At 65.0% G+C, this 26,482-nt stretch carries 25 protein-coding genes; 12 read left to right on the top strand and 13 right to left on the bottom strand.

The window, feature by feature from the left end; all coding sequences use genetic code 11:
* Window positions 1-45: 45 nt before the first annotated feature.
* Genes GCN74_RS07685 through GCN74_RS07675 form a run of 3 tightly spaced genes read right to left on the bottom strand, consistent with a single transcriptional unit; the run spans window position 46 to window position 5,981 of the window.
* Window positions 46-1,071 carry a PoNe immunity protein domain-containing protein gene (locus GCN74_RS07685; RefSeq protein ID WP_152256109.1) on the bottom strand — a complete coding sequence of 342 codons (1,026 nt, stop codon included), beginning with the start codon at window positions 1,069-1,071 and terminating at the stop codon, window positions 46-48.
* Window positions 1,072-2,823 carry a hypothetical protein gene (locus GCN74_RS07680; protein WP_152256108.1) on the bottom strand — a complete coding sequence of 584 codons (1,752 nt, stop codon included), beginning with the start codon at window positions 2,821-2,823 and terminating at the stop codon, window positions 1,072-1,074.
* Window positions 2,820-5,981 (bottom strand): type VI secretion system Vgr family protein, encoded by a 3,162-nt coding sequence (locus tag GCN74_RS07675; protein ID WP_152256107.1) that lies wholly within the window; start codon window positions 5,979-5,981, stop codon window positions 2,820-2,822. The genes GCN74_RS07680 and GCN74_RS07675 overlap by 4 nt, the downstream gene beginning before the upstream one ends.
* Before the next feature lie 292 nt (window positions 5,982-6,273).
* Here GCN74_RS07675 and GCN74_RS07670 point away from each other — a divergent pair, with 292 nt between their 5' ends.
* From GCN74_RS07670 to GCN74_RS07640, 7 genes are all read left to right on the top strand, one after another.
* Window positions 6,274-6,876, top strand: a complete 603-nt coding sequence (locus tag GCN74_RS07670; RefSeq protein WP_152256106.1) for a hypothetical protein — start codon at window positions 6,274-6,276, stop codon at window positions 6,874-6,876.
* 130 nt (window positions 6,877-7,006) lie between these two features.
* Complete coding sequence (locus tag GCN74_RS07665) at window positions 7,007-7,717, top strand: DUF2325 domain-containing protein (RefSeq protein ID WP_226938928.1); 711 nt, start codon at window positions 7,007-7,009, stop codon at window positions 7,715-7,717.
* A 75-nt stretch (window positions 7,718-7,792) separates the two neighbouring features.
* A complete protein-coding gene (locus tag GCN74_RS07660) occupies window positions 7,793-8,617 on the top strand; it encodes a TlpA disulfide reductase family protein (protein ID WP_152256105.1) in 825 nt (274 codons plus the stop codon).
* Between the two features lie 123 nt (window positions 8,618-8,740).
* Window positions 8,741-9,016, top strand: a complete 276-nt coding sequence (locus GCN74_RS07655; protein WP_152256104.1) for a metal/formaldehyde-sensitive transcriptional repressor — start codon at window positions 8,741-8,743, stop codon at window positions 9,014-9,016.
* Window positions 9,017-9,034: 18 nt separating this feature from the next.
* The gene (gene dmeF / locus GCN74_RS07650) at window positions 9,035-10,009 is read left to right on the top strand and encodes a CDF family Co(II)/Ni(II) efflux transporter DmeF (RefSeq protein ID WP_152256103.1); all 975 of its coding nucleotides are present in this window, start codon (window positions 9,035-9,037) and stop codon (window positions 10,007-10,009) included.
* 92 nt (window positions 10,010-10,101) lie between these two features.
* Window positions 10,102-10,443, top strand: coding sequence for a zinc ribbon domain-containing protein YjdM (locus GCN74_RS07645; RefSeq protein ID WP_152256102.1), 342 nt, complete (start codon window positions 10,102-10,104; stop codon window positions 10,441-10,443).
* Window positions 10,444-10,509: 66 nt separating this feature from the next.
* Window positions 10,510-11,535 carry an RNA methyltransferase gene (locus GCN74_RS07640; protein WP_152256101.1) on the top strand — a complete coding sequence of 342 codons (1,026 nt, stop codon included), beginning with the start codon at window positions 10,510-10,512 and terminating at the stop codon, window positions 11,533-11,535.
* Between the two features lie 92 nt (window positions 11,536-11,627).
* Here GCN74_RS07640 and GCN74_RS07635 read toward each other — a convergent pair whose 3' ends face one another.
* Both GCN74_RS07635 and GCN74_RS07630 read right to left on the bottom strand, forming a co-directional pair.
* On the bottom strand, window positions 11,628-12,032 hold the full coding sequence (locus tag GCN74_RS07635; protein ID WP_152256100.1) for a hypothetical protein: 405 nt from the start codon (window positions 12,030-12,032) through the stop codon (window positions 11,628-11,630).
* A 96-nt stretch (window positions 12,033-12,128) separates the two neighbouring features.
* Complete coding sequence (locus GCN74_RS07630) at window positions 12,129-12,356, bottom strand: hypothetical protein (protein ID WP_077402374.1); 228 nt, start codon at window positions 12,354-12,356, stop codon at window positions 12,129-12,131.
* A 126-nt stretch (window positions 12,357-12,482) separates the two neighbouring features.
* Here GCN74_RS07630 and GCN74_RS07625 point away from each other — a divergent pair, with 126 nt between their 5' ends.
* Window positions 12,483-13,160 carry a phosphoribosylanthranilate isomerase gene (locus GCN74_RS07625; RefSeq protein WP_152256099.1) on the top strand — a complete coding sequence of 226 codons (678 nt, stop codon included), beginning with the start codon at window positions 12,483-12,485 and terminating at the stop codon, window positions 13,158-13,160.
* Here GCN74_RS07625 and GCN74_RS07620 read toward each other — a convergent pair.
* From GCN74_RS07620 to GCN74_RS07590, 7 genes are all read right to left on the bottom strand, one after another.
* On the bottom strand, window positions 13,157-14,065 hold the full coding sequence (locus GCN74_RS07620) for a LysR family transcriptional regulator (RefSeq protein WP_152256098.1): 909 nt from the start codon (window positions 14,063-14,065) through the stop codon (window positions 13,157-13,159). The two genes, GCN74_RS07625 and GCN74_RS07620, sit on opposite strands and share 4 nt — an antisense overlap.
* A 198-nt stretch (window positions 14,066-14,263) precedes the next feature.
* Window positions 14,264-14,791, bottom strand: a complete 528-nt coding sequence (locus GCN74_RS07615) for a 4'-phosphopantetheinyl transferase family protein (RefSeq protein WP_193317001.1) — start codon at window positions 14,789-14,791, stop codon at window positions 14,264-14,266.
* Window positions 14,791-18,846 (bottom strand): Pls/PosA family non-ribosomal peptide synthetase, encoded by a 4,056-nt coding sequence (locus GCN74_RS07610; RefSeq protein ID WP_152256096.1) that lies wholly within the window; start codon window positions 18,844-18,846, stop codon window positions 14,791-14,793. The genes GCN74_RS07615 and GCN74_RS07610 overlap by 1 nt, the downstream gene beginning before the upstream one ends.
* Before the next feature lie 91 nt (window positions 18,847-18,937).
* Window positions 18,938-19,702, bottom strand: coding sequence for an anaerobic ribonucleoside-triphosphate reductase activating protein (locus tag GCN74_RS07605; protein WP_152256095.1), 765 nt, complete (start codon window positions 19,700-19,702; stop codon window positions 18,938-18,940).
* Complete coding sequence (gene nrdD / locus GCN74_RS29520) at window positions 19,692-19,892, bottom strand: anaerobic ribonucleoside-triphosphate reductase (protein ID WP_092712624.1); 201 nt, start codon at window positions 19,890-19,892, stop codon at window positions 19,692-19,694. The genes GCN74_RS07605 and nrdD overlap by 11 nt, the downstream gene beginning before the upstream one ends.
* Window positions 19,889-21,637 (bottom strand): ribonucleoside triphosphate reductase, encoded by a 1,749-nt coding sequence (locus tag GCN74_RS07595; RefSeq protein WP_152256094.1) that lies wholly within the window; start codon window positions 21,635-21,637, stop codon window positions 19,889-19,891. Before GCN74_RS07595 ends, nrdD begins: the two co-directional genes overlap by 4 nt.
* Before the next feature lie 123 nt (window positions 21,638-21,760).
* Window positions 21,761-22,249, bottom strand: a complete 489-nt coding sequence (locus GCN74_RS07590; RefSeq protein ID WP_152256093.1) for a hypothetical protein — start codon at window positions 22,247-22,249, stop codon at window positions 21,761-21,763.
* A gap of 84 nt (window positions 22,250-22,333) precedes the next feature.
* Between GCN74_RS07590 and ubiU the strand changes: the two genes are divergently transcribed.
* Genes ubiU through ubiT form a run of 3 tightly spaced genes read left to right on the top strand, consistent with a single transcriptional unit; the run spans window position 22,334 to window position 24,825 of the window.
* On the top strand, window positions 22,334-23,371 hold the full coding sequence (ubiU, locus tag GCN74_RS07585; protein WP_413541530.1) for a ubiquinone anaerobic biosynthesis protein UbiU: 1,038 nt from the start codon (window positions 22,334-22,336) through the stop codon (window positions 23,369-23,371).
* Window positions 23,372-23,380: 9 nt separating this feature from the next.
* Entirely contained in the window at window positions 23,381-24,277 is an 897-nt protein-coding gene (gene ubiV, locus GCN74_RS07580; protein WP_152256092.1) for a ubiquinone anaerobic biosynthesis protein UbiV, read from the top strand.
* Between the two features lie 20 nt (window positions 24,278-24,297).
* Window positions 24,298-24,825, top strand: coding sequence for a ubiquinone anaerobic biosynthesis accessory factor UbiT (gene ubiT / locus GCN74_RS07575; RefSeq protein ID WP_152256091.1), 528 nt, complete (start codon window positions 24,298-24,300; stop codon window positions 24,823-24,825).
* A 32-nt stretch (window positions 24,826-24,857) separates the two neighbouring features.
* On the opposite strand, the gene GCN74_RS07570 is transcribed toward ubiT, so the two are convergent.
* Window positions 24,858-25,121 carry a heavy-metal-associated domain-containing protein gene (locus GCN74_RS07570; protein ID WP_071078113.1) on the bottom strand — a complete coding sequence of 88 codons (264 nt, stop codon included), beginning with the start codon at window positions 25,119-25,121 and terminating at the stop codon, window positions 24,858-24,860.
* Window positions 25,122-25,370: 249 nt separating this feature from the next.
* Here GCN74_RS07570 and GCN74_RS07565 point away from each other — a divergent pair, with 249 nt between their 5' ends.
* Window positions 25,371-26,240 (top strand): transporter substrate-binding domain-containing protein, encoded by an 870-nt coding sequence (locus GCN74_RS07565; RefSeq protein ID WP_226938927.1) that lies wholly within the window; start codon window positions 25,371-25,373, stop codon window positions 26,238-26,240.
* Window positions 26,241-26,482: the final 242 nt, after the last annotated feature.

Below are 26,482 nucleotides of genomic sequence, written 5' to 3'. Positions count from 1 at the left end.
AGCTCGGCGCTGGGCCAATCGCTGGCTGTGCGAGATGGAATTTGGCTATTGTTCTTCACTCCAGTGCCAGATGGTTTCACCGTATGCCGCATCGTCAAAGACAGGCATGACCTGGCCTTGCTCAAAATGGCTACGGCTGTGTAGCTTTGCTGGGGTTTCCCAGAAGCCGGTTTGGGGGCAGGGTTGGCCGCCTTCGACACGGTGGATACCTGTCACATCTTCCACATCGATACTCGTATATCGATTTTCTTTACGTAACTTGCGCGCATAGTCAACAAGGTCTCTTGGATAGACCAAATGGTCTATGTCGCTGTCATCGAAGTCGAAAACAAAAGCCATTGCAGCTGCTTCAAATGCCCAATAACCATAATATGGCGCGTAGCCTTCATCGCTGATTCTGAGGTGGCCGTTGTACCAGCGAGGATGGTCCTTCATTGCAGGGTACCATTGTTTCAAATACTTCTTCAGTAAATTTCGTGCCGAATTTTCATCATCTTCATAAACTGTCTGCAGCAAGATATCGTACGGCTTGCCAAGTACGCAAGTATCGATCATGATCGCATCCTCCACATAGGCGCTAATCAGCTCCTCGAACAAACCATCCTGTCCACGGTGGCTGCTTAGTATGCGTATGATGCGACTGACCGAACGCTGGTCGCGCAATAATATGGCGATACTTAGTAATTGCAGAGTATCTTCATAATCGGCAAGGTCGCCGAAATTTGGTGCTGCCCGATATTTATACGGGCCATATTCAGGATATTCCGATAATATTTCCTTCTGATGGATTTGATCGACTTCATTCCACTCCGCAAACTTGTCCACGATGCCAGCCAGGCGTGGTGCGAGATCCTCTATGGGCATGCCCGCAGTGTAATCCAGTAGCCAAATCCAAAAATTCTCAAGATACAAAAAATTGTAAGCCAGGCTGAGATCTGCCGCGGATTCAGCCGATTCCTTATTTTTCTGTTGGACTTGTATCAGGGCAAGCGAATTTTCCAGTGTTTTTTCATACAGTTCCTGGTAAATGAATTGCTGACGGCGGCGATCATGGAATGGAATGTTATGCATTTATTTCCCAGGCTTTCGTTTGGGTGACTTCGGTTTTTCCTGTTTGCCTTTGGGCTTTTCCTGTCCCGCAGGTTTTTCGGAAGATAACTTTGTCGCTACTTCGCGCAAATCTGCTACTCGATCAATTTCCAGATGGTCAAATTCATCAGTTATTCCATGCGTTTTTTTGTGTTTGTCATGTATTTTTATATTGTAATGATCGTTTGATTTCATCAATTCCCATATGGCTTCCATGTGTTCGAAAATTCCCGGTGCAGCCGTTAATTTAAGTTTTCCTGTGGGATGTGCTGCCGTAACAAATGGATTGGTCAGGGCTGCAGTTCCAAGCATCAGATATACCCAGCGGTTTTTGAAATTGCTGGACGTGACCATTGCAGGATTATTCGTGCTTTTGGTAATCCATTTTTTTCCCATCTGTGTTCCCTTTTTAGGCTCCCCAAGCAACGCCCATAAAGTTAACTGCCGGTCATTTAACGATGCCGGCGCACGCGGGATTTTCCCATTTGCCATATTCTTTTTCATCCGTCCGTGCAGGCTGTACACGCTCTCGGTGAATTTGGCTTCGATGAAGTGATAGGTAGTCGTGTCGGTCTGCCAGATCGTATCCACGCCTGACAGTGTCACCTTGGCCAGGTCTTCCGGTACCAGTTCGGTGGGGCGCTTGTGTTTGCTGTCCGGTCCGACGATGCGTGGATACTTGCTGCGCCATTTACCTTGGATGTTGCCGTGCGGCCAGTCACCTGTTTTCTTGAGCACATGATCCATATGGTAATAGTCGGCCATATGCTCACCGACCAGTCCCCGTGGCCCAAATTTGATTTCAGACAGCAATTCGCGAATCGGCCGCGACGTATTCTTCACCGGCGCGGTGCCGCCGTCGCTGCTCTGGCGGTGCGAGTCGTCCACGGGTTTGTGCTCCTTGCCCTTGCCCGGCGAGTCCCGTTCTTTGGTTTTTGCTTTGGCATCCACGCCTTTGGTTTTTTTATCGGTGCTGATCGTGGGCGATTTGAACTGGGCGTTGGCGCTGTGCGGATGTGTGTTGCCGGGCTTGTGATTGTGCCTGGCCGCCGTATTGGCGCCGGTGCCGGCGGCGACGGCGATTTTTTTTGCCGCCCATAACGCGTCTTCGCCCAGCATGTCCTCGATCAAGTCCTGCAGCGCCTTGGCGCCTTGCGCAATGCCGGCCTTGAGGGGGCCGCGCACCGCTTCGACTTGCGGCTTCATGTCGCGTGCCAAATGCTGCAAGTCCGACGGCAGCCACCAATGGCTGGTCGATAGGTAGCCGAGCAATTCCACGCAGTTATCGAGCGCGCTCATGGCCGTGCTGATCGCCAGCTGGGTGTTCTGCGCCCACTGGAAGGTTTTCAGGAATTTGATCGCGGCGCCCTTGCTCTTGCCCAGCATGGCTTCGATCATGACATTGCCGCCCGCGACCGCCGCGCCGGCTTCCTTGCGGTACTTGCGCAAGGGTTTGATGATGGTCTTGAACAGGCTGCCAACTTCCGGAATGCAGCCGAACGCTGCCAGCGCCATATCGACCCAGTCGTCGCGGGTCGCCCGTGACACGCCTTTCCTGCCGACCCGGTAGATCATGCCCGAGACATCGCGCACGTCCATCACCTGGTCCACCACGGGGATCAGGGAAATGGCGCCGCCGACGATCATGGCGGCCTTGCCCTGGTCATCCTCGAAGTCGCCCAGGATCAGGTCCTTGAAAAACTCTACAATCTCATCGACAAAGTTCTGGCTCATGGTTGGGGATCCGGTTTACTGGCTTTCCTGGCCGCGTCCAGCAATGCGGATGCCTGTTTCAGCTGCTGCCTCGCTTGCTGCAGACGGGGCTCCGCAACCAATGGGGGCGCCACCCAGTCGCGCTGGTCCTCGCCATATTCAATGTGATACGCGCCGGGAGGAATGTTTTCGAGGCGGGCATGGCCCTTGTCGTTGAGCAATCCACTGAGTGACGTGCCATTGGCGAACGTGATTTTGTAGGGGGAGTTAATGACGGGCTCGAGATCGCCATAATGCAGGTTCAGTTCGACTGCCCGGCCCAGGTCGGCCGCATTCGGCATCGCCGGCAAGGTGGGCTGGCTGCTCGCCGGCCCCGTCAATTCCTTCATGCTGGCCTTGAAATCGACCTTGCCGGGGCAGTGCAGCATGATGTTGCCGCCTTCGAGGCGGATGTAGGCGCCCTGGACCGTCATCAGCACGTGCTGTTTGGCCGCCACGCCCACGCTCTTGGCCGTGCTGGTGACGGTGACGGCCTTGTCCGCCGTGAGCCGCGTTTCATCGGACTGGCTCTGGCTGCTGACCTTGCCGCTGGCCGCATGCAGGCGGATGCCCGTTTCCTGGTTCGGCTTGTCCTTGTTGCTGGCCTTGCCGTAGGTAAACAAGCTGATGCCTTTCCCCAGCGCATACATGCTGTTGCCCTGCGCAGCAAAGTTGATGTCGGCGCCGGCCGTCACGCTGGCGCTGCCGCCCGCCGTGAGCACGGCATTGGCGGGCGTCGTGGCGGCGATGCCGGACGGGCTGGACAATTGCAGATGCGGTTCCGCGTAGGCGCTGACCTGGCCCTGGCCGCCCGATGGCTGCTGGCCCTGTCCCGCATGCGCGGCCTGGCCGTCGGCCGTGGCGCCCAGGACGGTGGCGCTGTGTTCCATCTGCGCGATGGCGGGCAAGGTGGCCGCCTCGGGCGCGGCAGCCGGCTGCGTTGCCGCTGCCGGCTGCCCCACCCCCTCGGGAATGGCCAGCTTGAGCGCCTGATGCTTGTGCGCCGTTTCGGCCAGCGACGTTTGTAATTGCAGGCTTTGCCGGATTTGTTCCAGCGCTTCCTTTGCATCCATCTGGCTGCCCGCGCCGCCATCGCGGCCATGCGTCGACAGCAGCAGGCCCGCGCCCGCGCGCAGGGCGGCGCTGTGTTCCGTTTTCAGCTCGGCGCCGAATCCGGCCGGCGCGAGCCGCTGATTGTCGCTCTGGTGGCGCAGATGACCCAGGTTCAGCTCGGCCGTGCCCTGGTGCGCGCCCGCATGGCGCTGCAGGGCGACGCGGGCCTGGCCCGGACTGTCGTCGAACACCAGCTGGCTGTAGGCCCCGGCGCCGCTCTGGCTTGCCTGCATGGCCTGGGTCTTGATGCCCGACAGCGCGGCAGGATGGGCGTGGGCGCCCGCCTGGCCGGGAAACCAGGCGGGCGCATTGCCCGTCGCCGCGCCCGCGCCGCGGTTGACCTGGTTGTTTTGCGCATCGGCCTGGCCGCGGCCGTTGTACAGGGTGCCGATCACGACGGGGCGGTCGATATTGCCCTCAAGGAAGTCGACCAGCACTTCCTGGCCCACGCGGGGCAGGGCATTGCTGCCCCAGTTGGCCCCGGCGACGGGCGCCAGCGGCGTTGCCACGCGCACCCAGGTGCCCGCGCTGTCGTCGCCGGGCGCGCCCGTGTGGCCGTCGGCGGCCGGATGGGCCAGCCGGCTGTGGCTTTGCGCGCCCCGCTGCCAGTGGAATTGCACCTTGATGCGGTGGTCGCGGTCCGTGTGCAGTTGCGCGCCGGCCGGGCCCACGACGATGGCCGTCTGCTGGCCGAAGACGGTGGGACGCGGATGCAGCAAGTGGCCGTGGCTGTCGGCGCGGCTGCTGCGGTACGGTATCTTGCTGCGGATGGCGTCGATGCGGTTGCGGTAGGGCGCGCGCTCGGCGATCGACTTGCCGGCCGCATGCAGGCTGTCCGTCTGCTCTTCGCCGGTCAGCATGTCCAGCAAGCCCTGGCCAAAGCGCTGCAGCAGTCCGCTTCCCAGTTCCGCGTCCAGGTTGTTGTGCATCAGGTGCACGGTGCGCACCACGAGGAAGCTGCGCTCGTCGTCATTGGCGGCCGCATCGGTTTGCGCCTGGCCCGTGAGCGTGAACGTGGTGCCCGGCGCCAGGGTGCGCACGGTGCCCGCGCCGACGAAGACTTCCTTGCTGGCCGTGAACGCCTGCAGCTGCTGCTCGGCGATGCGCTGGCCCTGTTCGCGCGAGGCATAGGCATAGGCGCCGGGCGCGTCGCGGCTGACCAGCGGCATGCCGTCGCCGGCGGCGCTGCCCACGCTGACGGCGCGCTCGCCGCGCGTGCGGTAATCCCAGCTGGACAGCTCGATGCCGTTGGTTTGCTGGCGCAGGTGCATGCGCCAGCGGTCGATGCTGTCCTGCGGCATGACGGCGCCCGGCTGGGTAAAGGCGATGCTGGCCTGGGCATTCGGCTTGAAGCTGCCGTTGTGGTCGGCAATCACGAGGGTATGGCTGCCCAGGCTGGCGCTGCCCGCGTCGCCGGCGTGCTCGACATGGTAAAACATGCCTTCCTCGCTCATCAGCCGCTCCGCAAACGCCCAGTCGCTTTCCTGGTACTGGGTGCAGATGCTGCGCTTCGGATAGCGCGCGCGGTCGAGCAGCTCGAAGCGCCAGGCCGGCACCAGCATGCCCTGGCCCTGGTAGCGCTGGAACAGCACTTCGAGGATGTCGGGCACCGCCATGTCCTGAAAGATGCGGCTGTCGCGGCCGTGCGCGAGAAAGGCGCTCCACGGCTGCAGGGTCAGCTTGTAGCGGGCAAAGCCGCCGTTCGCGCCGGCCCGTTCGACGGCGGTGATGTGGCCGTGGAACGGGCGCCAGCCGCCGTCGGCCATGAGCAATTCCAGCAGGACGGGCTGGCCGATCAGCGACTTGAGCGGAATGGCCGCGTCGAGCGAAAGGGCGGCGATGTGGAACACGCATCCCTGGCTCAAGCCTTCCTCGCCGCGCACGGATTCGGCCAGCAGCTTGTCCGGGCCCAGCGGCGTGCTCAGCTTCAGCAGGCGCGTGGCCTGGCTGTAGCCGCTGGCGGCGGGTGCCGCGCCGGGGGAGGCACGGGATGGCGACGACGCGCTTGCATGAACCAGGTCGGACATTGAGGGGTACTCCGTGTGGCGAAATGAGCGTACTTGCAATTAATTCAATGATTTGCTTATAAGATTACACCTTAGAAATAGTGATTTAACAAGCGCGATTCAATTGAATCGTGCGCCAGCGGCCGTTCTGCACTGGCCGTGCGGGGCATTTTTCCCCTATCGGGTACAGTGCCCGTCTTGCCAAATCCACCATCAGAAAAAAATAGTGCAAGATTTGATATAAAAGCAACATGAAGGCGTGCCGGGCCTGTTTTTCGGCCGCCATCGCCATCCCACGCGAACCGGAGCAAGAATGAATACGATGAAATGCGCGGCCGCGGCCGCCCTGTGTGCCAGCCTGGCGTCCGCCATGGCGGCGGCGCCTGCCGAACCACCGTTCCTCGATGTGCTGGCCTATCAGTACGCCCAGTGCGTCCAGCCTGGCTACCACCAGGCGGACCTGCTGATGCAGGACGGGGCGGGGCGCTACCGGATCGACGTCAAGGGCGAGGCATACACGGTCGAACTGCAGGAACGCATGGGTTTTTCGCTGCAGGCGGGGAGAGGCGGGCCCGTGGCGGCCGTCGTCAAGCTGGACCGGCCGCCAACGGGGCAGTTCGGCGAGCAGGCGCGCTGGCGCGAACGCTGGCTGCGCGATGTGGCCGAGCGCAGCGGCGTGGCGCTGGAAGAGCGGGCGCTGGCCGGCGGCGCGCGCCTGCTGACCGTAAACAAGGGCGAGATCAAGGGGAACTATGTCGGCCAATCCCTGCTGATCGATCCGGCGCGGCTGCTGTTCATCGATATGGCGTGGCCGAACACCCTGGACATCTATCGGGGGCCGGACGGCTTGCGGCAGGTGCGGCAAGTGCAGGACGACGTCTGGCGGCGCATGCTGTCCTGCCCGCCCGCCGCCTGATGCAGGCAACCTTGGCATACCCCTACTGCGCACGCGTGCTTACACAAATAATAATGATTCTCATTTATAATCCCGGCCTATGGGGTAGCGATGGGCTGGCGCCATGGCGCCAAGGGTAGTGAAGGAGGGCATGATGGGCAGTATGTATGGCAATGAGGACCCGATCGCGCGCGAGCATCGCGTGCTGATGGGCGAGTATGGCCGGGCGCAGGCCCGCTGCAGTGCGCAGCTGGCCGCACAGGCGGCCCGCATCGCGCAGCTGGAGTCGGAATTGATGCGCGCGCGGGCGCAGGTCGTGATCCGCGATACGAAGCTGGTGCTGGCGCGCGAGGAACTGGCCGAATTGACCGCGGCCGCGCCGGGCTTGCCGACGCGGGCGCGGCTGGCGCGCAAGGTCGAATGGCTCAGCGAGCGGGTACAGGATCTGATGCGCGAATTGCTGCGCCTGCAATGGGTGCCCGCGCCATCGGCCGTGCCCCGCTCCGCGCTGCAAGCGGACTTGCTGGCTGGCGTGCGCGAAAAAGCCGTGCTGTATGTGGGCAACTATTTAAACGAGGAGGCGGGCCAGAATGCGCACGGCGCCAACGTGGCGCAGCAAGCCATCGAGCAGGCGGGCGGGCGCTTCCTGCACCACGCGGGCGGCGATGCCGGCGCCGACGATGCGGCCGCGCTGGAAGCGGGCCTGGTGGCGGCCGACCTGGTGATTTGCCAGACGGGCTGCGTCAGCCACGATGCCTACTGGCGCGTGCACGACCACTGCAAGCGCACGGGCAAGCAGTGCGTGCTGGTGGACCAGCCGCAAGCCATGCATTTCGTGCGCAAGGAAGCGCTGGCCACCTGAGACGGGCACCGCTTAACGCAGGCTTAATCCGCCTGGGGCACAATGTCCGTCCCTTCGACGTGATGGAAAGCGCCCATGCTGTCCCTGCAAATCGGCCCCCTGGCCCTGCCTACGGGCCTGGTCCTGCTGTTCGTTTCCCTGTGCGTGGCCTACGGCGTCGCCTATTGGCTGCGGCGCTACCGCCAGCTGCCCGATGCCGGCCCCCTCGTTTCCGACCTGCTGATCGCCGGCCTGCTGGCGGCGCGCCTGGCGTTCGTGCTGCGCTGGCACGAGCAGTACCTGGCCGCGCCCTGGTCCATCCTGAATATCCGCGACGGCGGTTTTATGGCGCCGGCCGGCATCGCCGCCGCGCTGGCCATCGCCGCGTGGCGCTGCCGGCGTCCCGCCATGGCGGACATGCGCCGTCCGCTGGCCATCGGCGTGGCGTCCGGCGCGCTGGCCTGGAGTGTGCTGAGCGCGGGCCTGTATCTGGCGTACGGCAAGCCGGCGGCCTTGCCCACCGTGGCGCTGCAGACGGTCGACGGCGCGCCAGCGACCCTGGCGGCGCTGGCCGGCGGCAAGCCGCTGGTGGTCAATTTATGGGCCAGTTGGTGCCCGCCATGCCGGCGCGAGATGCCCGTGCTGGCCGCCGCGCAGCAGGCGCGCACCGATATCGTCTTCGTCTACGCGAACCAGCGCGAGGATGCGGCGGCCGCCAGCGCTTTCCTGGCGCGGAGCGGCGCGACCCTGCGCAATGTGGTGCTCGACCGCGAGGCGGCGCTGGGCAAGGCGGCCGGCTCCTCGGCCCTGCCGACGACCCTGTTCTATGACGCGCAGGGGCGCCTGGTCGATACCCACCTGGGCGAACTGTCCGATGCATCGCTGGCCAGCAAGCTGCAGAAGATCGCGCCGGCGCCCTAGCGCATAGCCATAATTTGGCGAGCCGCCCATCCGCGAGGATGCGCGGCTTTTTTTTGCGGCTGGCCGCCGCAGGAGGATTTTCCTGATAGTATACCCCCCTATAGTATTTATCAGGACGAAAGCATGGGACACACGGCACACAACAAGACCAAGCTGCTCAATCGCGTGAAGCGCATCCGCGGGCAGGTGGAAGGCCTGGAGCGGGGCCTGGAAGAGGGCCGCGACTGCGGCGAGGTGCTGCAGCTGATCGCCGCCGTGCGCGGCGCCGTGAACGGCCTGATGGCCGAAGTGATCGAGGAGCACTTGCGCGAGCACGTGGCCAGTCCCGATCTGGCCGGCGACGAGCGGAGCAAGGGCGCCGACGACATCGCCGCCATCCTGCGCACCTACCTCAAATAATCCGTCGGAGAGACCAGCATGACACAACAACACATCGGGGAAGACTTGTCCGCCTGGCAGCACGATCACGTCTTTGGCGCCGCCAGCGACAAGGCGGAACGCCGCGCGCGCATCGTCATGTGGATCACCCTGGCCACCATGGCGCTGGAAATCGTCGCCGGCTGGTGGTACAACTCCATGGCCCTGCTGGCCGATGGCTGGCATATGAGTTCGCACGCGCTGGCCATCGGCCTGGCCGCCTTTGCGTATGCGGCGGCACGCCGCTATGCGCGCGATTCCCGTTTCGCCTTCGGCACGTGGAAGATCGAAGTGCTGGCCGGCTACACGAGTGCCATCCTGCTGCTGGGCGTGGCCGTGCTGATGGTGGCCGCTTCCGTCGAGCGCCTGTTTTCGCCGCAGCCCATCCATTATCCGCAGGCCATGGCGGTGGCGGCCTTCGGCCTGCTGGTGAACCTGGTGTGCGCGCTGATCCTGGGCGGGCACCACGACCATGGACACGACCACCACGGTCACCACCACGACCACCACGACCACCACGACCATCCAGATCACCATGGCGAAGACCTGAACATGAAGGCTGCATACGTCCACGTGCTGGCCGATGCCGCCACGTCCGTGCTGGCCATCGTCGCGCTGGGCGGCGCGTGGGCTTACGGCTGGAGCTGGCTCGACCCCGTGATGGGCATCGCGGGCGCCGTGCTGGTGGCGCTGTGGGCGAAAAAGCTGATGCAGGAGACGGGCAAGGTCTTGCTGGACCGCGAGATGGACCACCCCGTGGTGGCTGAAATCCGCGAGGCCGTGGAAGTGGAAACGGGCGGCGACACGCCGCGCATCGTCGACCTGCACGTCTGGCGGGTGGGCAAGCAGTTGTATTCGTGCGCCTTGTCCGTGGTCAGCCGCAACCCCGCGCTGACAGCGGCCCAGCTGCGCGCGCGCATCGGCATCCACGAGGAAATCGTCCACAGCACCATCGAGATTGTGCGGCGGCCTTGATAATGATGGTGAAAAAAGCAAGCTGATACGGGGCGTAGGCAGTATAATGTCGGCTTTTACAGCCAGGCGCTGTTCACCAGACAGAGAGAAGTATGAGCACATTACCACCATGCCCGCAATGCAAATCCGAATTCACGTACGAAGACGGCAGCCAGTTGATCTGCCCTGAATGCGCGCATGAATGGTCGGCCACGGCTGGCGATGCGGCGGAAGAGGGCGCCCGCGTGTACCGCGATGCGGCCGGCAACATCCTGCAGGACGGCGACACGGTCAGCGTCATCAAGGACTTGAAATTGAAGGGCGGCGGCGGTGTCGTCAAGATGGGCACCAAGGTCAAGAACATCCGCCTGGTCGACAGCGACCACGATATCGACTGCAAGATCGACGGCTTCGGTTCCATGAGCCTGAAAACCGAGTTCGTGAAAAAAGTCTAAGCTGTATATTGCCATCCGCGGCGCGCCTCGCATTTTTGCCGGCGCGCCGTTCTTTATCCGGACGCCATGCAAATCGACCATCTCCGCCAGCGCCTGCGCGCGCTGGGCGCCAAGCCCCTGCACGAACAGCGCGTGCTGCGCGACTGGATACAGGCGCAGCCGCACGACCAGGGCCGGCGCCGCGCCGAGGATTTCCTGCCGCTGCCCGTGCGCGAGGCCTTGCCCGCGCTGGACGCTGAATTGCAGGGCATGCTGAAACTGCTCAGCAGCCATCCGGGCGCCGACGGTTCCGCGCGCCTGCTGGTGGGGCTGCACGACGGCCAGGCGGTGGAAAGCGTGCTGCTGCCGCGCGACGGCCTGTGCGTGTCCAGCCAGGTCGGCTGCGCCGTGGGCTGCCAGTTCTGCATGACGGGCCGCGACGGCTTGATACGGCAAGTGACCAGCGGCGAGATCGTGGCCCAGGTGGTGCTGGCGCGTACCCTGCGTCCCGTGAAAAAAGTCGTCTTCATGGGCATGGGCGAACCGGCGCACAACCTGAACAATGTGATGGAAGCGATCGACCTGCTGGGCACCGAGGGCAATATCGGCCACAAGAACCTGGTGTTTTCCACCGTGGGCGACCCGCGCGCGTTCGAGCGCCTGCCGCAGGGCAGGGTCAAGCCGGCGCTGGCCCTGTCCCTGCACTCGACGAAGCGGGAGCTGCGCGAGCAGCTGCTGCCGCGCGCGCCCAGGCTCACGCCGCGCGAGCTGGTGGACTTCGGCGAGTCGTATGCGCGCCTGACCGGCTACCCGGTGCAGTACCAATGGACTCTGATGGAAGGCGTCAACGATGGGGCGGACGAGATGGATGGCATCGTCGACCTGCTGAAGGGGAAATATGCGGTGCTCAACATGATCCCGTATAACACCATCGACGACTTGCCGTTCCGGCGCCCCAGCTGGGAAAAGGCGCGGGCCATCGCCGCCGCCCTGCACGAACGGGACGTGCTGACCAAGCTGCGCGATTCGGCCGGACAGGACGTGGAGGGCGGATGCGGGCAGTTAAGGGCGCGCGCAGCGAAAGGCAAGGTCATTCCCATCCGTGCGGCGTAACGGCACCCAGCGTAGAGCCGGGGTCAGACCCCCGGATACGTTGGCACTGAGCTTGACGCTAACGGCGTTGAGGGTCTGACCCCAGCCCTGGCTTATGCCCCGCCCAGCAAATCGTTTTCATTCAATATCGCAAACGCGATCTCGGGATGCGCGGCCAGGCAGCGTCGCACGGCGGCCGGGATGGCGGCGCGTGTCTTGCGGCACAGGCCCGGCCGTTCCTGCAGGCGGATCTGGAAGCCGCGCACGGTGCGCACTTCGCCGCTGCCCGGCGCGATCTGCAATGCCACGCCCAGGTTGCTCTTCAAGCGCTCTTGCAGCTTTTTCAACTGCGCATAGCTGTCGATCTGCTCGATATGCGCGAGCAGGCGCTTTTCTTCCGTCAGGTTCAGGCGCAGGATGGAAACGTCCGCCTGCGGATCGTGCAGCAGCCGCTCGCGCTCGCAGTCGCACAGCTGCGGCGGGCATTCCTTGCGGACTTCAAAATCGACGATGCGCATGCTGGGGTTCCAGTGGCGGCTGCGGAAAAATCAAGTATCGGCCGGCGCCCGGCGCCTGTCAATCTGCGCCGCAGCATCGCCCCGCGTCATGCTCCATCAGCGCGGGCTGACGATCAGGCGCCAGCGGATCGGACCTTGCTCGCTGCTGTGCTGATGGTGGTTTTGCGGCGGCATGACGTGGCCTTCCGTCGACACGATCTCGTGCGCGCAGCCGTCGCAGCGGTAGATGCCCGAGTACGGCACGGCTTCGCCCGGCGACGTCAGCTCATCGAAGCGCGGGTGCATGGAGCGTGCCACGTAGCTGGGGTTCTTGTAGTCGGCCATGGATTCCTCGGGAAGTGGGCAATGGCCCATTCTGGCACACAATCGCGCGCGGCCTTGACCGCGTGTCTTGGCGTGCGCGCCGCCCTGTGTTGTAATGTTGCTCATCCCGACTGAATATGCAAGGCCATGAGAACCCGCATCAAGATCTGCTGCATCGCTTCCATCGACGAAGCGCAACTGGCGATTGCCGCCGGCGCCGACGCACTGGGCCTGGTGGCGGCCATGCCGTCCGGCCCCGGCCCGATCCCCGACGCGCGCATTGCGCAGATCGCCGCCTGGACGCCGCCGCCCGTGGCCACGTTCCTGCTGACGTCCGAGACGACGGCGCAGTCCATCGCCGGGCACGTGCGCGCCACGCAGCCATCGACCGTGCAGATCGTCGGCCATATCGACCCGGGCGAGGTGGCCGAACTGGCGCGCCTGCTGCCGCACGTGCGGCGCGTGCAGGTGATCCACGTGGAAGGACCGCAGGCGCTGGAGCTGATTCCCGCCTACGCGCCCCACGTCCATGCGTTTTTGCTCGACTCGGGCCGCCCCGGCGCGGCCGTGCCTGAACTGGGCGGCACGGGCCGCACGCACGACTGGTCCGTCAGCGCGCGCTTCGTGCGCGCCAGCCCCCGTCCCGTCTTCCTGGCCGGCGGGCTGGACGCGGCCAACGTGGCCGACGCGCTGCGCCAGGTGCGCCCCTACGGCATCGACCTGTGCTCGCGCGTGCGCACGGACGGCAAGCTCGATGTCATGAAGCTGGCCCTGCTGATGGCGGCCGTGCGCGACGCGGATGCGGCGCTGTACGCGGAAGCTTAGTCGTCCGGCGGCAGGGCGTTCATCTCGCGCACGAACGCTTCCGTGAACGCGGCCACCATGCCGCTGGCCGCGCGCGGCGAGATCAGGCCCACGATGGAATGCGATTCCTCGTCCGGCAGGGCGATAAAGCGCACGCCGGGCGGCGCCACCAGGCGCATGCTGTCGGGGACGATGGCGATGCCCATGTTCGCCTCGATCAGGTTCAGCTGCGACGTCTTGCGCGAGAGGGCGCGCGCCGCCTTCGGAAAGAAGCCCTGCGCCAGGCACAGGCCCGCCACCAGGTAGCTGAGGCCTCCCCGGTCCTTGTGCGGGATAGAGACGAACGCTTCGTTGCGCAGGGCGGCAATCGTCGTGCTGTCCAGTGCCGCCAGCGGCGAGGCCGACGACACGGCCACCACCAGCTTTTCCGCAAACAGTTCGCGCACGACGATGTTGGCGTGCTTGCGCAGGGTGGGCAGGCGCACCAGGCCCAGGTCGGCTCGGCCTTCCTCGATGTCGGCCGCCTGGTTTTCCGACGAGCCCTTGGAAATATCGAGCGAGACACCGGGAAACTGCGCCAGCAGCCGGTTCAGCACGGCGCCGATGGCGGGCGTGAGGGTCACGGAACTCGAATGCAGCAGGCGGATGATGCCTTGCTCGCCCTGTCCCACGTGGCGCGTCTGGCGCACGGTTTCTTCGATGTCGTCGAGGATGCGCCTGGCCCGCTCATAAAAGACCTGGCCCGCGGGCGTCAGCTCGATATGGCGCGCATCGCGCGTCAGCAGCAGCGCCTGCACTTCGCTTTCCAGCTCCTTGATCTGCCGGCTCAGGGCCGACTGCGCAATATATAATTTTTCCGCCGCGCGCGAGTAGCTGCCCGCATCGACAATCTCGACAAAGTACTTGAACTGTTTGAGAGAAATCAATCGTATGCCTTTTCGAGATCGGTGAGCGCCGGATTTGATATTAGCCTGGATGCAGCAAGCACGCTACAGTGGACTGGTCTGCTGTCACTGCAAAGGAAAGGCCATGCTGGAATTGATCGGGGTGTTGGGACTGCTCGTCAGTATTATCGCAAAACTGATTTTCGTCCAGATCGGCGGTGCGTCCGAAGGAAACGAGGATTAACATGCCAGCGTTGCCGCATACGGCGCTGGCAGTGACAGCAGCTGCAGGCGGCACGCCGGCGCCGCGCCGTCCCACTCCGCCAGCGGCAAGCCCGCGCACTTGAGCGCCGCCTCGCGCGCCGTCCACGCCTGCGCCAGGGCCAGGGGGCGCCGGTCGGCGGGGCAGGCCGCCAGCGCTTCGGCCACCTGCGGCCCCAGGTAATCGCGCGCCACCTGCTGCCAGTCGGGAATGTCCTGCACGCGCATCACGTCGATGCCGACGGCCCCATGCAGGTGGACAGCGGCCAGCGACCAGCCGTCGTCATGGCTGAACGACAGGCCTGCCGGACGGCCGGCCAGCAGCAGGCGGGGAGGGGCGCCCGGCGTAGACTCCACCGAAATCGCTTCGCTACTTAAATTCAGCCAGCGCGCCGCCGCCTCGCGCACGGCGGCGCGGATGCGCAACCGGGCTTCGGCGCGCGGCAGGACGGCGGCGATGCCGATCGCCAGCACGCCGTCCGCCGACCACAGCACTGTTATATCCATCAGCTGCGCAGCGGCGCCGCCGGGCATCCGGCCCAGTTGCTGCCGGCAGGGATGTGTTCGCCCTTCATCACCAGGGTCAAGGGGCCCAGGCGCGCATTGTCGCCCACCTTGGCGCTGTACAGCACGGAGCTGCGCGGACCCATGTAGACGCGCTGGCCGATCTCCACGTGGTCGATCTTCATCACGCGGTCTTCGAACAGATGCGTTTGCGGACAGGTGAGGGCATTGAGTTCGCTGTAGTCGCCGATGTGCACGCAGTCGAATTCCGTGATGTCCGTCGTATCCATGTAGACGCCGCGGCCGATCTTGCAGCCGAACAGGCGGAAGGCCAGCGGCAGCCACGGCGTGCCGCGCAGGTAGCGCATGAAGTTGGGCACGGCGATGCCTTCGTACAGATTCGTCACGCCTTCCGAAATCCACACGAACGGCGTCCACATGGGCGCCGCGTGCTTGCGGTAGCGTCCCAGCAGCAGCCACTTGAACAGCACGACGACGAGGAAATTGCCGATGCCGTAGGCGATGCCGGCAATCGCCAGGTCGCCCACGACTTCGCCCCAGCGCCCCGCGCCTGCGATGGGCATCACGTCGAGCACCAGGGTGTAGCCGACGGCGATCACCACCGCGTGCGGCGCGACGATGCGGAAGGCTTCGATCAGGCTGCGGCCCAGGCGGCGCAGCACGGACGGCTTGAACGTCAGGTGCTCCGCATAGCCGCTGACCTGTTCGCGCGCGGGCAGGTGCATGGGCGGAGAGCCCAGCCAGGTGTCGCCGCTGTGCATCTGTTCATTGCGCGGCGCATGCGTGTGCACGCCGATCAGCACGTGCTCGGGCAGCACGGTGCCGTCCGGGATATAGCTGCCGTTGCCGACAAAGCTGCGGTGCGAGATGACGGTGGGGCGCATGGTCATCCAGCCGCCGTCGATCTGCTCGTCGCCCAGCATGACGGCGTCGGCGATGAAGGTGTCGTCGCCCAGGGTCAGCATGTCGGGCACCACGCCCAGGGCCGTGGAAATCTCCGCACCCTTGCCCACCTTGGCACCCAGCAGGCGGTACCAGTAGGGCGCGTAGACGGTGGCATAGATGCCGTGCAGGACGTTCAGGCTCGATTCCTGGATATGGCTGACCAGCCACTTGGCGCAATAGATATTGCTGTGCACGGGCGAACTGCCCGGCTTCAGGCGCGGCAGCGCGCCCCAGCGGATGGCGGCCGACAGCAGTGCCGTCAGCACGATCAGCACGGCGCTGGCGGGGAAGGCCAGCAGGAAGTAGCGGGCCAGCTGGGTCGTCACGTCGCGGCCCTGCAGCCACGGCATCATTTCGCGTTCGTCGAACCAGTCGATCAGCACGAAGCTGGGGAAGACGGGCATGAAGAACAGCACGGCGATCAGGATCATGCCGAAGCAGAAGAACAGGGTTTCGCCCGTCAGGCGCAGGCGCGAGACGGCGGGGCGGGGCGGCTGGCTGGCCTGATCGTAGGGGCCGATGTCGCGCGCGGGCGATCCCATGTAAACCCTGCCGGCCGGTACCGCGGCGCCATCGGCCAGCGCCGATTGCCCCTCCAGGTGGCCGAAGGCGCCCACTTGCGTGTTGCCCTCCAAAATCGCGTAGGAGCTGATGCAGGCGTCGTCGCCGATGCGGATCTGGCCCAGCAGCAAACGGCCCCGTTCCACCCGCGCGTTTTCAAAGTTGACGGCATTGCCCACGCTGACGTTGTCGCCGATGGCCAGCAAGTCGGGCGCGCGCAGGGTCATCGAGCCGATGACCACTTCCTTGCCCACCTTCGCGCCCAGCGCGCGCAGCCACCAGCTGTTCAGCGACGAGCCGCTGAGCAGGTAGGCGGGCGCCGACTCGACCAGGCGGTCGGCCAGCCACCAGCGGTAATACGTGAGGCCCCAGAGCGGATAGCTGCCCGGCTTCAGACGCCCGGCAATCAGCCACTTGCCGCCGATGGCGATGGCAAATTCGGCCAGGGTCGCCAGCAGGAACACGCCGATCGAGGCGGCGATGGCGCGCGGCACCGTGTCGCCCGTATCGCCCGTGAAGAAGTGATAGGTGAAGAACGGCGCCATCCACTGGGCCATGCGCAATGTGACGAGGCCCGGCACGGCTGCCGCCTGGGCCGCGCCGCAGGTCCAGCGCTTCCAGGCCGATGGCGGCGTCCATTCCGCTTCCGGCGTGGCCTGCGCGGGCGCTTCGTTCAGCACGGCGGCGATCTTGCCGATCTGCCGGTTCTGGTAAATGTCGCGCACCGTCATATGGGCGTAGGCCGGATTGGCGCGCAGGCTCGATGCCAGGCGCGCGGCCAGGAAGGAATGGCCACCGAGGTCGCTGAAAAAATCCAGCTGGCGCAGGATAGCCTGGCCGGGGAACAGCACCGCCAGCGCCGCGAACAGGGCTGCTTCGGCCGGCGTTTCCGGTACGTCCGATTCGCCCGCCTCGCCGGCCGGCGGCGCCGACAGGGGCATGGCTTTCAAGGCCTTGCGGTCGATCTTGCCGGAAGTGAGGCGCGGCATCAGCGGCAGCAGCTCGAAGCGGCCCGGCACCATATACGGCGGCAAATGCAGGTTCAGGGCCGCGCGCAGGGTTTTCGCCGCCAGCGCGTCGTCGGGCGCATCGTCGCTGCCCACGATGTAGGCCACCAGCTGGTCGATGCCGTCATCCTTGCGCAGCAGGACGGCCACCGTGCCCACGCCGGGCTGCTGTGCCAGCACGGCTTCGATCTCGCCCAGCTCCACGCGGAAGCCGCGGATTTTCACCTGGTCGTCGGCGCGGCCCAGGCACAGCACCTGCCCATCCGCATCGATGCGCGCCAGGTCGCCCGTGCGGTACAGGCGCGCATCGTCGTCGCTGGTCGCCCAGGGATTGGGCAGGAATTTTTCCACCGTCAGGTCGGGCCGGCCCAGGTAGCCCTCGGCCAGGCCGGGGCCGATGATGCACAATTCGCCCGTCTCGCCCCGTGGCAGCAGGGTCAATGGACGGTTTTCTCCCCCTTCGGCCACTTGCAGCACCAGCAAGCCATAGTTGGGCAGCGGCGTGCCGATGGTGACGGGTTCGCCGGGCCGCAATCGCGCCAGGCTGCACGAGACGGTCGCCTCCGTGGGGCCGTAGGTGTTGAACATGGCGCGGCCCGGGCGCGACCAGCGCTCGACCAGGGATTCCGGGCACATTTCGCCGCCCAGGTTGATCAGGCGCAGGCTGGGCACTTCTTCGGCGAACAGGGCCAGCAAGGTCGGCACCGCGTGCAGAACGGTGACCTTGTTTGCGGCCAGGGCGCGGGGCAGGGCTTCCGGATCGCCCGAGATATCCTTGGGGCCCAGCCACAGGGTGGCGCCCACCAGGTAGGCGATCCAGATTTCCTCGAACGACATGTCGAAGGCGACGGAAAAGCCCTGGTAGACGGTGTCGTCTTGCGTCACTTCCAGCACGGCGTTTTCGCTGCGCAGGAAGTGGCAGATGCTGCGCTGGGAAATCAATATGCCCTTCGGCTTGCCCGTGGAGCCGGACGTGTAGATCACGTACGCCGGGTGTTCTGGCAGCACGGCGCCGCGCGCGGGCAGCGCCTCGCCCGGCGCGGCGGGGGCCAGCAGGCTTTCCGCCGTCCACACGGGCCGGCCTACCCCGGCCTGCGCCAGGCGCGGCGCGAACTGCGCGCAGCTGACGACGCCCGCGCCGCTGGCGTCATCGAGGCACACCTGCAGGCGCTCGACGGGCGTGTCTTCATCGACGGGCAGCCAGGCGGCGCCCGCCTTGGCGATGGCCGCCTGCATCAGCAGCAGGTGGGCGCCACGCGGCAGCCACAGGCCCACGATGTCGCCGGGTTGGACGCCGGCGGCCACCAGGCGCGACGCGGCCAGGCTAGCCTGCGCATCGAGTTCCGCATACGTGATGCGGCGCGCGCCATCGATCAGGGCGATCTGCTGCGGGCAGCGGCAGGCGGTCGCCTCGAGCAGGTCGGCCAGCACTTCCTCGCGCAGCAGATCCGGTCGCGGCGGGCCGTACAGGATGTCGGCGTGGGTGGAAGGAATGCCTGGGCTGACTGCGGTGAAATCGTTCATGGATGACGCTTATCTGTAATGCTGTGTGAGGAATCTGACGGGCTGCGCGCGTTGCGCAGCACAGTTGATACATTACAGCACGCAAGACATTTCAGCGTTGCAGAACGGGGAATTTTGCGGGGCTTTCCGAAATTATGTTGCCGCCGGCTTCATTGCCATGGTTACGGAATGTAAAACGGGGAAACATGGCACCGATTTGCGCCAATGTCTGCGGCGCCGGATAGCCGTGCAGGGGGCGGCCGGCCAGCGCCGCATCCTGGCAGCCTTCGGCCCGGAACTGCTGCAGCACGTAGTTGCTGACGCCTTTCGCCGCCAGGGTGGCGGCCAGGGCCAGCAGCTGCGCGTCGGGCAGCAGGTCCGGGTGGGTAGTGGTGCGGCATTCATGGGCCACGCCGCTGGCGAGGATGGCGTCCAGGCAGGCGCGCGCCGGCTCGCCGCTGCCCGCCACGCGGGTCACAAGACGATAGTCGCTGAACGGCGCCTTGATGTCGAAACCCACCCAATCGACGAGGGGCAGCACTTCCTGCAGGCGCTGCGGATAGATGCAGGCCGTGTGCAGGCCGATGCCGAAGCCCAGCGCCCTGGCGTCCTGCATGGCGCGTGCCAGTCCCGGGTCCATGCACGCCTCGCCGCCGCTGAAGACGACGGCGTCGACCAGGCCCACGCGGCGACGCAGCCAGGTCAGGACGTCGCGCCAGGGCATGGCGCCGTCCGGCGTGCGCGGCTGCAGATGGGGATTGTGGCAATAGCCGCAACGCCAGGGGCAGCCCTGCACGAAGACGACGGCCGCCAGCTTGCCCGGATAGTCGGTGGCGGAAAAGGGCGTCAGGCCGCCCACCTTCAGTTCAGCCGCCATGGCAGGCGGGCTGGCCGACCCGGGCGCTCGCTTCCGTAAAGTACTGGCGCTCGTGGAATTCGCCCTGCTTGCCGATGTTGAACGAGGCGACGGGGCGGTGGTAGCCCATCACGCGGGTCCAGATTTCGCAGCGCTGGCGTTCCGTATCGAGCAGGGTGATGGCGGGAGTGAAGTCGGGACGTGCATTCATGGCGTTTCCTCAAGTGATGGAGCAGGTTGGGCTTGCTTACGGGCAATGAGCTCCGCGTCGCAGCTGGGACAGAATTCATGCTTGCCGGCCAGGTAGCCGTGGCGCGGGCAGATGGAAAACGTGGGCGTGACCGTGATGTAGGGCAGCGAAAAGCGGCTCAGCGCGCGTTTCACCAGTTCGCGGCAGGCGTTGGCGTCCGACAGCGCTTCCGTCATGTACAGGTGCAGCACCGTGCCGCCCGTGTACTTGCGCTGCAGCGCGTCCTGCAATTCCAGCGCCTCGAACGGGTCGTCCGTGTGGCCCACGGGCAGCTGCGACGAGTTCGTGTAATACGGGTTGTCGACGGTGCCTGCCTGCAGGATGGCGGGATAGCGCTTGCGGTCTTCGCGGGCGAAGCGGTAGGTCGTGCCTTCGGCCGGCGTCGCTTCCAGATTGTACATATGGCCCGTCTCTTCCTGGAATTGCACCATGCGGGCGCGCACGTGGTCGAGCAGGCGCACGGCCAGCGCATGGCCTTCGGGCGTCGTGATGTCATGGGCGTCGCCGCTGAAATTGCGGATCATCTCGTTGATGCCGTTCACGCCCAGGGTGGAAAAGTGGTTGCGCAGGGTGCCCAGGTAGCGCTTCGTGTAGGGGAACAGGCCTTGCTGCATCAGCTCCTCGATGGTGCGGCGCTTGATTTCCAGGCTGGCCTTGCCCAGCTCCAGCAGGCGGTCCAGGTCGGCCAGCAGTGCCGCTTCGTCGCCGCGCCACAGGTGGCCCAGGCGCGCGCAGTTGATCGTCACCACGCCCAGGGAACCCGTCTGCTCGGCGGAACCGAACAGGCCATTGCCCCGTTTCAGCAGTTCGCGCAAGTCCAGCTGCAACCGGCAGCACATGGAGCGTATCATGTTCGGCTTGAGTTCCGAATTGATGAAGTTCTGGAAGTAGGGCAGGCCGTAGCGGGCCGTCATCTCGAACAGGCGTTCGGCATTCTCGCTATGCCAGTCGAAATCCTCGGTGATGTTATAGGTGGGGATGGGGAAGGTGAACACGCGGCCCTTGGCGTCGCCCGCCATCATGATCTCGATGTAGGCGCGGTTGATCATGTCCATTTCCGCCTGCAGCTCGCCATAGCTGAAATCCATCTCGCGGCCGGCGATGACGGGAATCTGCTCGCGCAGGTCGTCCGGGCAGACCCAGTCGAAAGTGAGGTTGGTGAACGGCGTCTGCGTGCCCCAGCGCGATGGCACGTTGAGGTTGAAGATCAGTTCCTGCATGTACTGGCGCACGTCTTCGTAGCGCAGGCTGTCCTTGCGGATGTAGGGCGCCATATAGGTGTCGAAGGAGCTGAACGCCTGCGCGCCGGCCCATTCGTTTTGCAGGGTGCCGAGGAAGTTGACGATCTGGCCGATGGCGCTCGACATGTGCTTGGGCGGGCTAGACTCGATCTTGCCTGGCACGCCATTCAAGCCTTCATGCAGCAGGGTGCGCAGCGACCAGCCCGCGCAATAGCCGGCCAGCATGTCGAGGTCGTGGATGTGCAGCGCCGCTTCGCGGTGCGCCGCGCCCACTTCCGGCGGGTACACCTGGTCCAGCCAGTAGTTGGCGATGACCTTGCCCGATACATTGAGGATCAGGCCGCCCAGGGAATAACCCTGGTTGGCGTTGGCGTTGACACGCCAGTCGCGCCGTTCCAGGTATTCGTTGATGGACGCGGCGACATCGACCTGGCCGCGCGGGGGGGAAACTGCATTCGTCGTCATGAAACCTCCAATAAACACAACATGCGGTGTTTTTATGGAGATTAATGACTAAATATAGTGGCGTCAAAGGGCGCGTGCAGTGGCGTGACGAATCCTTGATGCAGGTGAAAAAAGCGCCCCTGTTTACTTTTTCGCGCGCCACTGGCGCAGGACGACGCAGCCCAGGCCGAACCAGGCGGCGCCGCAGACGGCGATGCTGATGACGGAGGCGGGCAGCACGTGCATCCAGATTTCCAGCGGCGAGAAGGTGCTCCAGCTGGCCACGCGCGCGTCGAAGGTGACGTAGTTGGCCAGCAGCCAGTAGGCGGCCAGCAAGCCCGTGCAGATGGCGGCCTGGCGCCGCACGGACATGGCGCGGCGCGCGAAGACGGCCAGCAGGAACAGCAGCAATACGCCCGGATACGCGCCCAGCACCTCGGGCGACAGGATGGAGAGCGACTCGGCGTCATAGCCGTCGGCGGGCGCGGCCCACTGCACCTGCAGCACGGTGAGGAACAGGGTCAGCAGGAAGATCAGCAGCGGTTTGCGGGGCATGGCGGTCAGCGGAATCGGGTAAGGGGACGGGCATTTTACAGCCAGGTCAAGCAAGTCGAACGCGCGCCAGCCATGCATGCATTCCTTCACCTGCGTCAAGGACTGGGCGGCATGGGCGGGGCTATAGTCTGCACCCTGAGCCGATACAGGACTGTGAACATCATGATGCTTGAATCAACCCCCGCCACCCGCGTGGCCGGACCGCTGGAACTGGTCTGTCCCGCCGGCAGCCTGCCTGCCCTGAAAGCGGCCATCGACAATGGCGCCGACACCGTCTACCTGGGCTTTCGCGACGCCACCAACGCGCGCAATTTCGCCGGCCTCAATTTCGATGAAAAGGCCATCGCCGAGGGCGTGCGCTACGCCCACCAGTACGGACGCAAGGTGCTGCTGGCGCTGAACACCTATCCGCAGCCGCACAACTGGGCCGTGTGGCGCAGCGCCATCGACCGCGCCGCCGACGCCGGCATCGACGCCATGATCGTTGCCGATCCGGGCCTGATGGCCTACGCGGCCCAGCACCAGCCGCAGCTGCGCCTGCACCTGTCCGTGCAGGGCTCGGCCACCAACTACGAGGCCATCAACTTCTACCACGAACATTTCGGCATCGCCCGCGCCGTGCTGCCGCGCGTGCTGTCGATGGCGCAGGTGGAGCAGCTGATAGCCAAGACGGAAGTCGAGATCGAGGTGTTCGGCTTCGGCAGCCTGTGCGTGATGGTCGAAGGGCGCTGCGCATTGTCGTCGTATGCGACGGGCGAGGCGCCGAACACCCACGGCGTCTGCTCGCCGGCGAAATCCGTGCGCTGGCTGGAAACGCCGAACGGCCTGGAATCGCGCCTGAACGGCGTGCTGATCGACCGCTATGCGCCAGGAGAGAATGCCAGCTATCCCACCCTGTGCAAGGGGCGTTTCGAAGTCAACGACGAAGAGTATTACGCGATCGAGGAACCGGCCAGCCTGAATACCCTGGCGCTGCTGCCGCAACTGATCGCCATGGGCGTGCGCGCCGTGAAAATCGAGGGGCGCCAGCGCAGTCCCGCCTACGTGGCGCAGGTCACGCGCGTGTGGCGCGAAGCGATCGACGCCTGCCGCGAAGGCAATCCCCGCTATGCCGTCAAGCCGGGCTGGATGGCGGCCATGGACAAGCTGGCCGAGGGCCAGCAGCACACCTTGGGCGCTTACCACAGATCTTGGAAATAGAGGATGAACATGCTGAAGCTTTCACTGGGTCCCTTGCTGTACTACTGGCCGCGCGCCACGGTCTTCGAGTTTTACCAGCAGATCGCCGGCACCGCCGTCGATATCGTCTACCTGGGCGAAACCGTCTGCTCGCGCCGGCATGAGGTGCGCCTGGCCGACTGGCTCGATATCGCCGACATGCTGGCCGCTGCCGGCAAGGAAGTGGTGCTGTCGACGCAGGCGCTGATCGAGGCGGGCGCGGAACTGGCGACTTTGCGCCGCATCACGGGCAATGGCCGCTACGGCGTCGAGGCCAACGACATGGGCGCCGTGCACTGCATGGAAAAGGGCGTTGCCTTCGTCGCCGGTCCCCACCTGAACCTGTTCAATGGCCCCAGCCTGCAATTGCTGGCGCGCCTGGGCGCGCGGCGCTGGGTGATGCCGCTGGAAATGGGGCAGGCGGCGCTGGCTGAAATGCAGCGCCAGAAACCGGACGGGCTGGAGACGGAGGTGTTTGCCTACGGCCGCATGCCGCTGGCGTTTTCCGCGCGCTGCTTCACGGCGCGCAACCGCAACCTGCCGAAGGACGATTGCGGCTACAGCTGCCTGGAAGAGCCGGACGGCCTGCTGCTGCGCACGCGCGACGAAGTGCCGTTCCTCGTGCTCAACGGCACGCAGACGCAGTCGGCGCTCGTCTACAACCTGGTGCGCGAACTCGACGCCATGCGCGACATGGGCGTGGCCGTGGCGCGCATCAGCCCGCAGGCCATGCATACGGAACAAGTCATCGCCATCTTCGACCGTGCCCGCCGCGGCCAGGTCAGCGGCATCGGCGCCCAGGCGCAGCTGGCGGCCTGCCAGCCGGCCGGCGCCTGCGACGGTTACTGGCACGGCCAGCCTGGCATGGAACAGCACGCCGCTCATTGAACGCATCGAAAGGACACACCATGCAAGATCAACTGGAAAGACTGCCTGTCCCGGCCCGGCCCGGCATGAGCAAGCCCGCAGCGTCGTACCGGCTGCCCGAACCGCTGGCCGAATTGCTGTCGAAGCTGCCGCCGTATCCCGCTTCGTGGCTGTTCGTGCAAGGCTTGAACCGCCTGCTGGCGCCGCAGTTGCCGGACGACGTGCGGCGCAGCCTGGAAGGGCGCAGCTTGCGCCTGCGCCTGCTCGATGCGGGCATCGCCTTCGATTTCGAGTGGCAGGGCACGGTGTTCGTGGCCGAGCGCTATGCCGACGTGACGGACCTGTGCATCGCCGCCAGCGTGCATGATTTGATGCTGCTGGCGCGGCGCCAGGAAGATCCGGACACCCTGTTCTTCAGCCGCCGTCTGAGCCTGGAAGGCGATACGGAACTGGGCCTGCTGTTCAAGAATACGCTCGACGCCATCGAGCTGCCGCCGTTCGACCTGCAGGCGCTGGGACCGCGCCGCGTGCTCGCGCATCTGCGCGACCGGGGCGCGCGGGAAGGGTAGGCGAGCGGGGGGAGCAAGGCGGCGGCAGGCGTTCAGTGGCGGCAGTGGCCGCAGGCGCCGCTGCAGGAGGGCAGTTGTTCCTCGTCGGAGGCTTCACCCATGAAGCCGGCGTCGTTGACGGCCGCCAGCAGGCGCTCCTGCGTGGCCAGCCGCTCGTCGAATTGCACCGTGGCCCCGTGGCGCGCCAGCGAGACGCACACGGTGGCCACGCCCGTGACGGCTTCGAGCGCTCCCGTCAGCCTGTCGGCGCAGCCTTCGTGATCCATACCGATGATATTCAAGCGTGCTGTTTGCATGTATCCCTCTTGTTTTTCAAATAAAAAAACAGCGTAGGCGAGGGCTGCGCATGCCGTCCAGAGCAGCACGCAAGATTTATTTGCTATTTGAGCTTTTGTTGATCTGTATTAATTCCAGGCTCCTGGGGCCAGCCAGAAACTGCTGTTGTTTTATACACAGCTGTCCTATTCCAGTCGACAAGCGCAGTGTGCTGCGCGATACTGTCATTCTGATAAGAACGCTGATGAAAGCGCTGGAAAGGAGGGGCCATGCAGCGCCGCCCCCTGCTCATGCTTGCCGGCCTGTGGCCGTTGCGCGCGGCGGCCGCGGGCCCGTCGCCGCCGCCGCCGCTCGTGTATCCGCGCCATCAGGCGCTCAGCGATCCGCAGCAGGCATATGTGACGGCCTTGCTGCAACGGGCGCTGGCCCGTTCGGGCCACGCATATGCCTTGCGCCGTTCGGAACTGCGCATGGTGCAGACGCGCGCCATGCAGGAAATCGCCACGGCGTCGGGCAGCGTCGACGTCGTCTGGGCCATGACGAGCCGCGCGCGCGAGACGCACTTGCTGCCGGTGCGCATCCCCATCGACCGCGGCCTGATCGGCTGGCGCGTGGCCCTGATCCAGGCGCGCCAGCCGCAGCTGCTGCGCGACGTGCGCAGCATCGCCGCCCTGGCGCGGCTGTCGGCGGGCCAGATGCGCGACTGGCCCGATTGCGCCATCCTGCAGGCGAACGGCTTGCGCCTCGATACCTCGAGCACCTACGAGGGCCTGTTCCAGCAACTGGCGGCAGGGCGCATCGATTACTTTCCCCGTTCCGTGATCGAAGCGCAAAGCGAGCTGGCCAGCCATGCGCAGCTGCCGCTGGCGCTGGACGCCCACCTGGTCATCCGCTACCCGGCCGCGCTGTACTTTTTTGTCGGCAAGCACCGGCCGGAACTGGCGCGCCATCTTGAAATCGGACTGGAAACCATGCTGGCCGATGGCAGCTTCGCGCAGCTGTTCCAGCAGCATTTCGGCCGCCTGGCGGATAGCTTGCAGCTGTCCCGGCGCCACGTGCTGGAGCTGGCCAATGCGGACCTGCCGGAGGCCACTCCGCTGGTGCGCAAGGCACTGTGGTATCGCCCCAAACATCACTAATGGTTTTGTTGACTTGTGTCAAATAACCGCTTCAATCGTGCGCCCGATGTTTGATGAAACGCAAGGCGAGTTCAACAGAACACCTGTTGACACTTGTAAATTTTTCACCGAATATGATTCCTCGTAACAACATTTCCCCGGCACGGGCCGCCATGGCCCGTGCTGCGCGGGACCCTGTACGCCCGTTCAACCGCCAGCGTCTGCCAGCCCGGGAACGGGTCACCATCCGTCTCTTTTCGAAG

The organism is Janthinobacterium sp. FT14W (assembly GCF_009208755.1).
Taxonomy (GTDB): Bacteria; Pseudomonadota; Gammaproteobacteria; order Burkholderiales; family Burkholderiaceae_D; genus Janthinobacterium; species Janthinobacterium violaceinigrum.
Note: the sequence above shows the minus strand (reverse complement) of the source record. Positions and strands in the feature narration are given on the sequence as shown.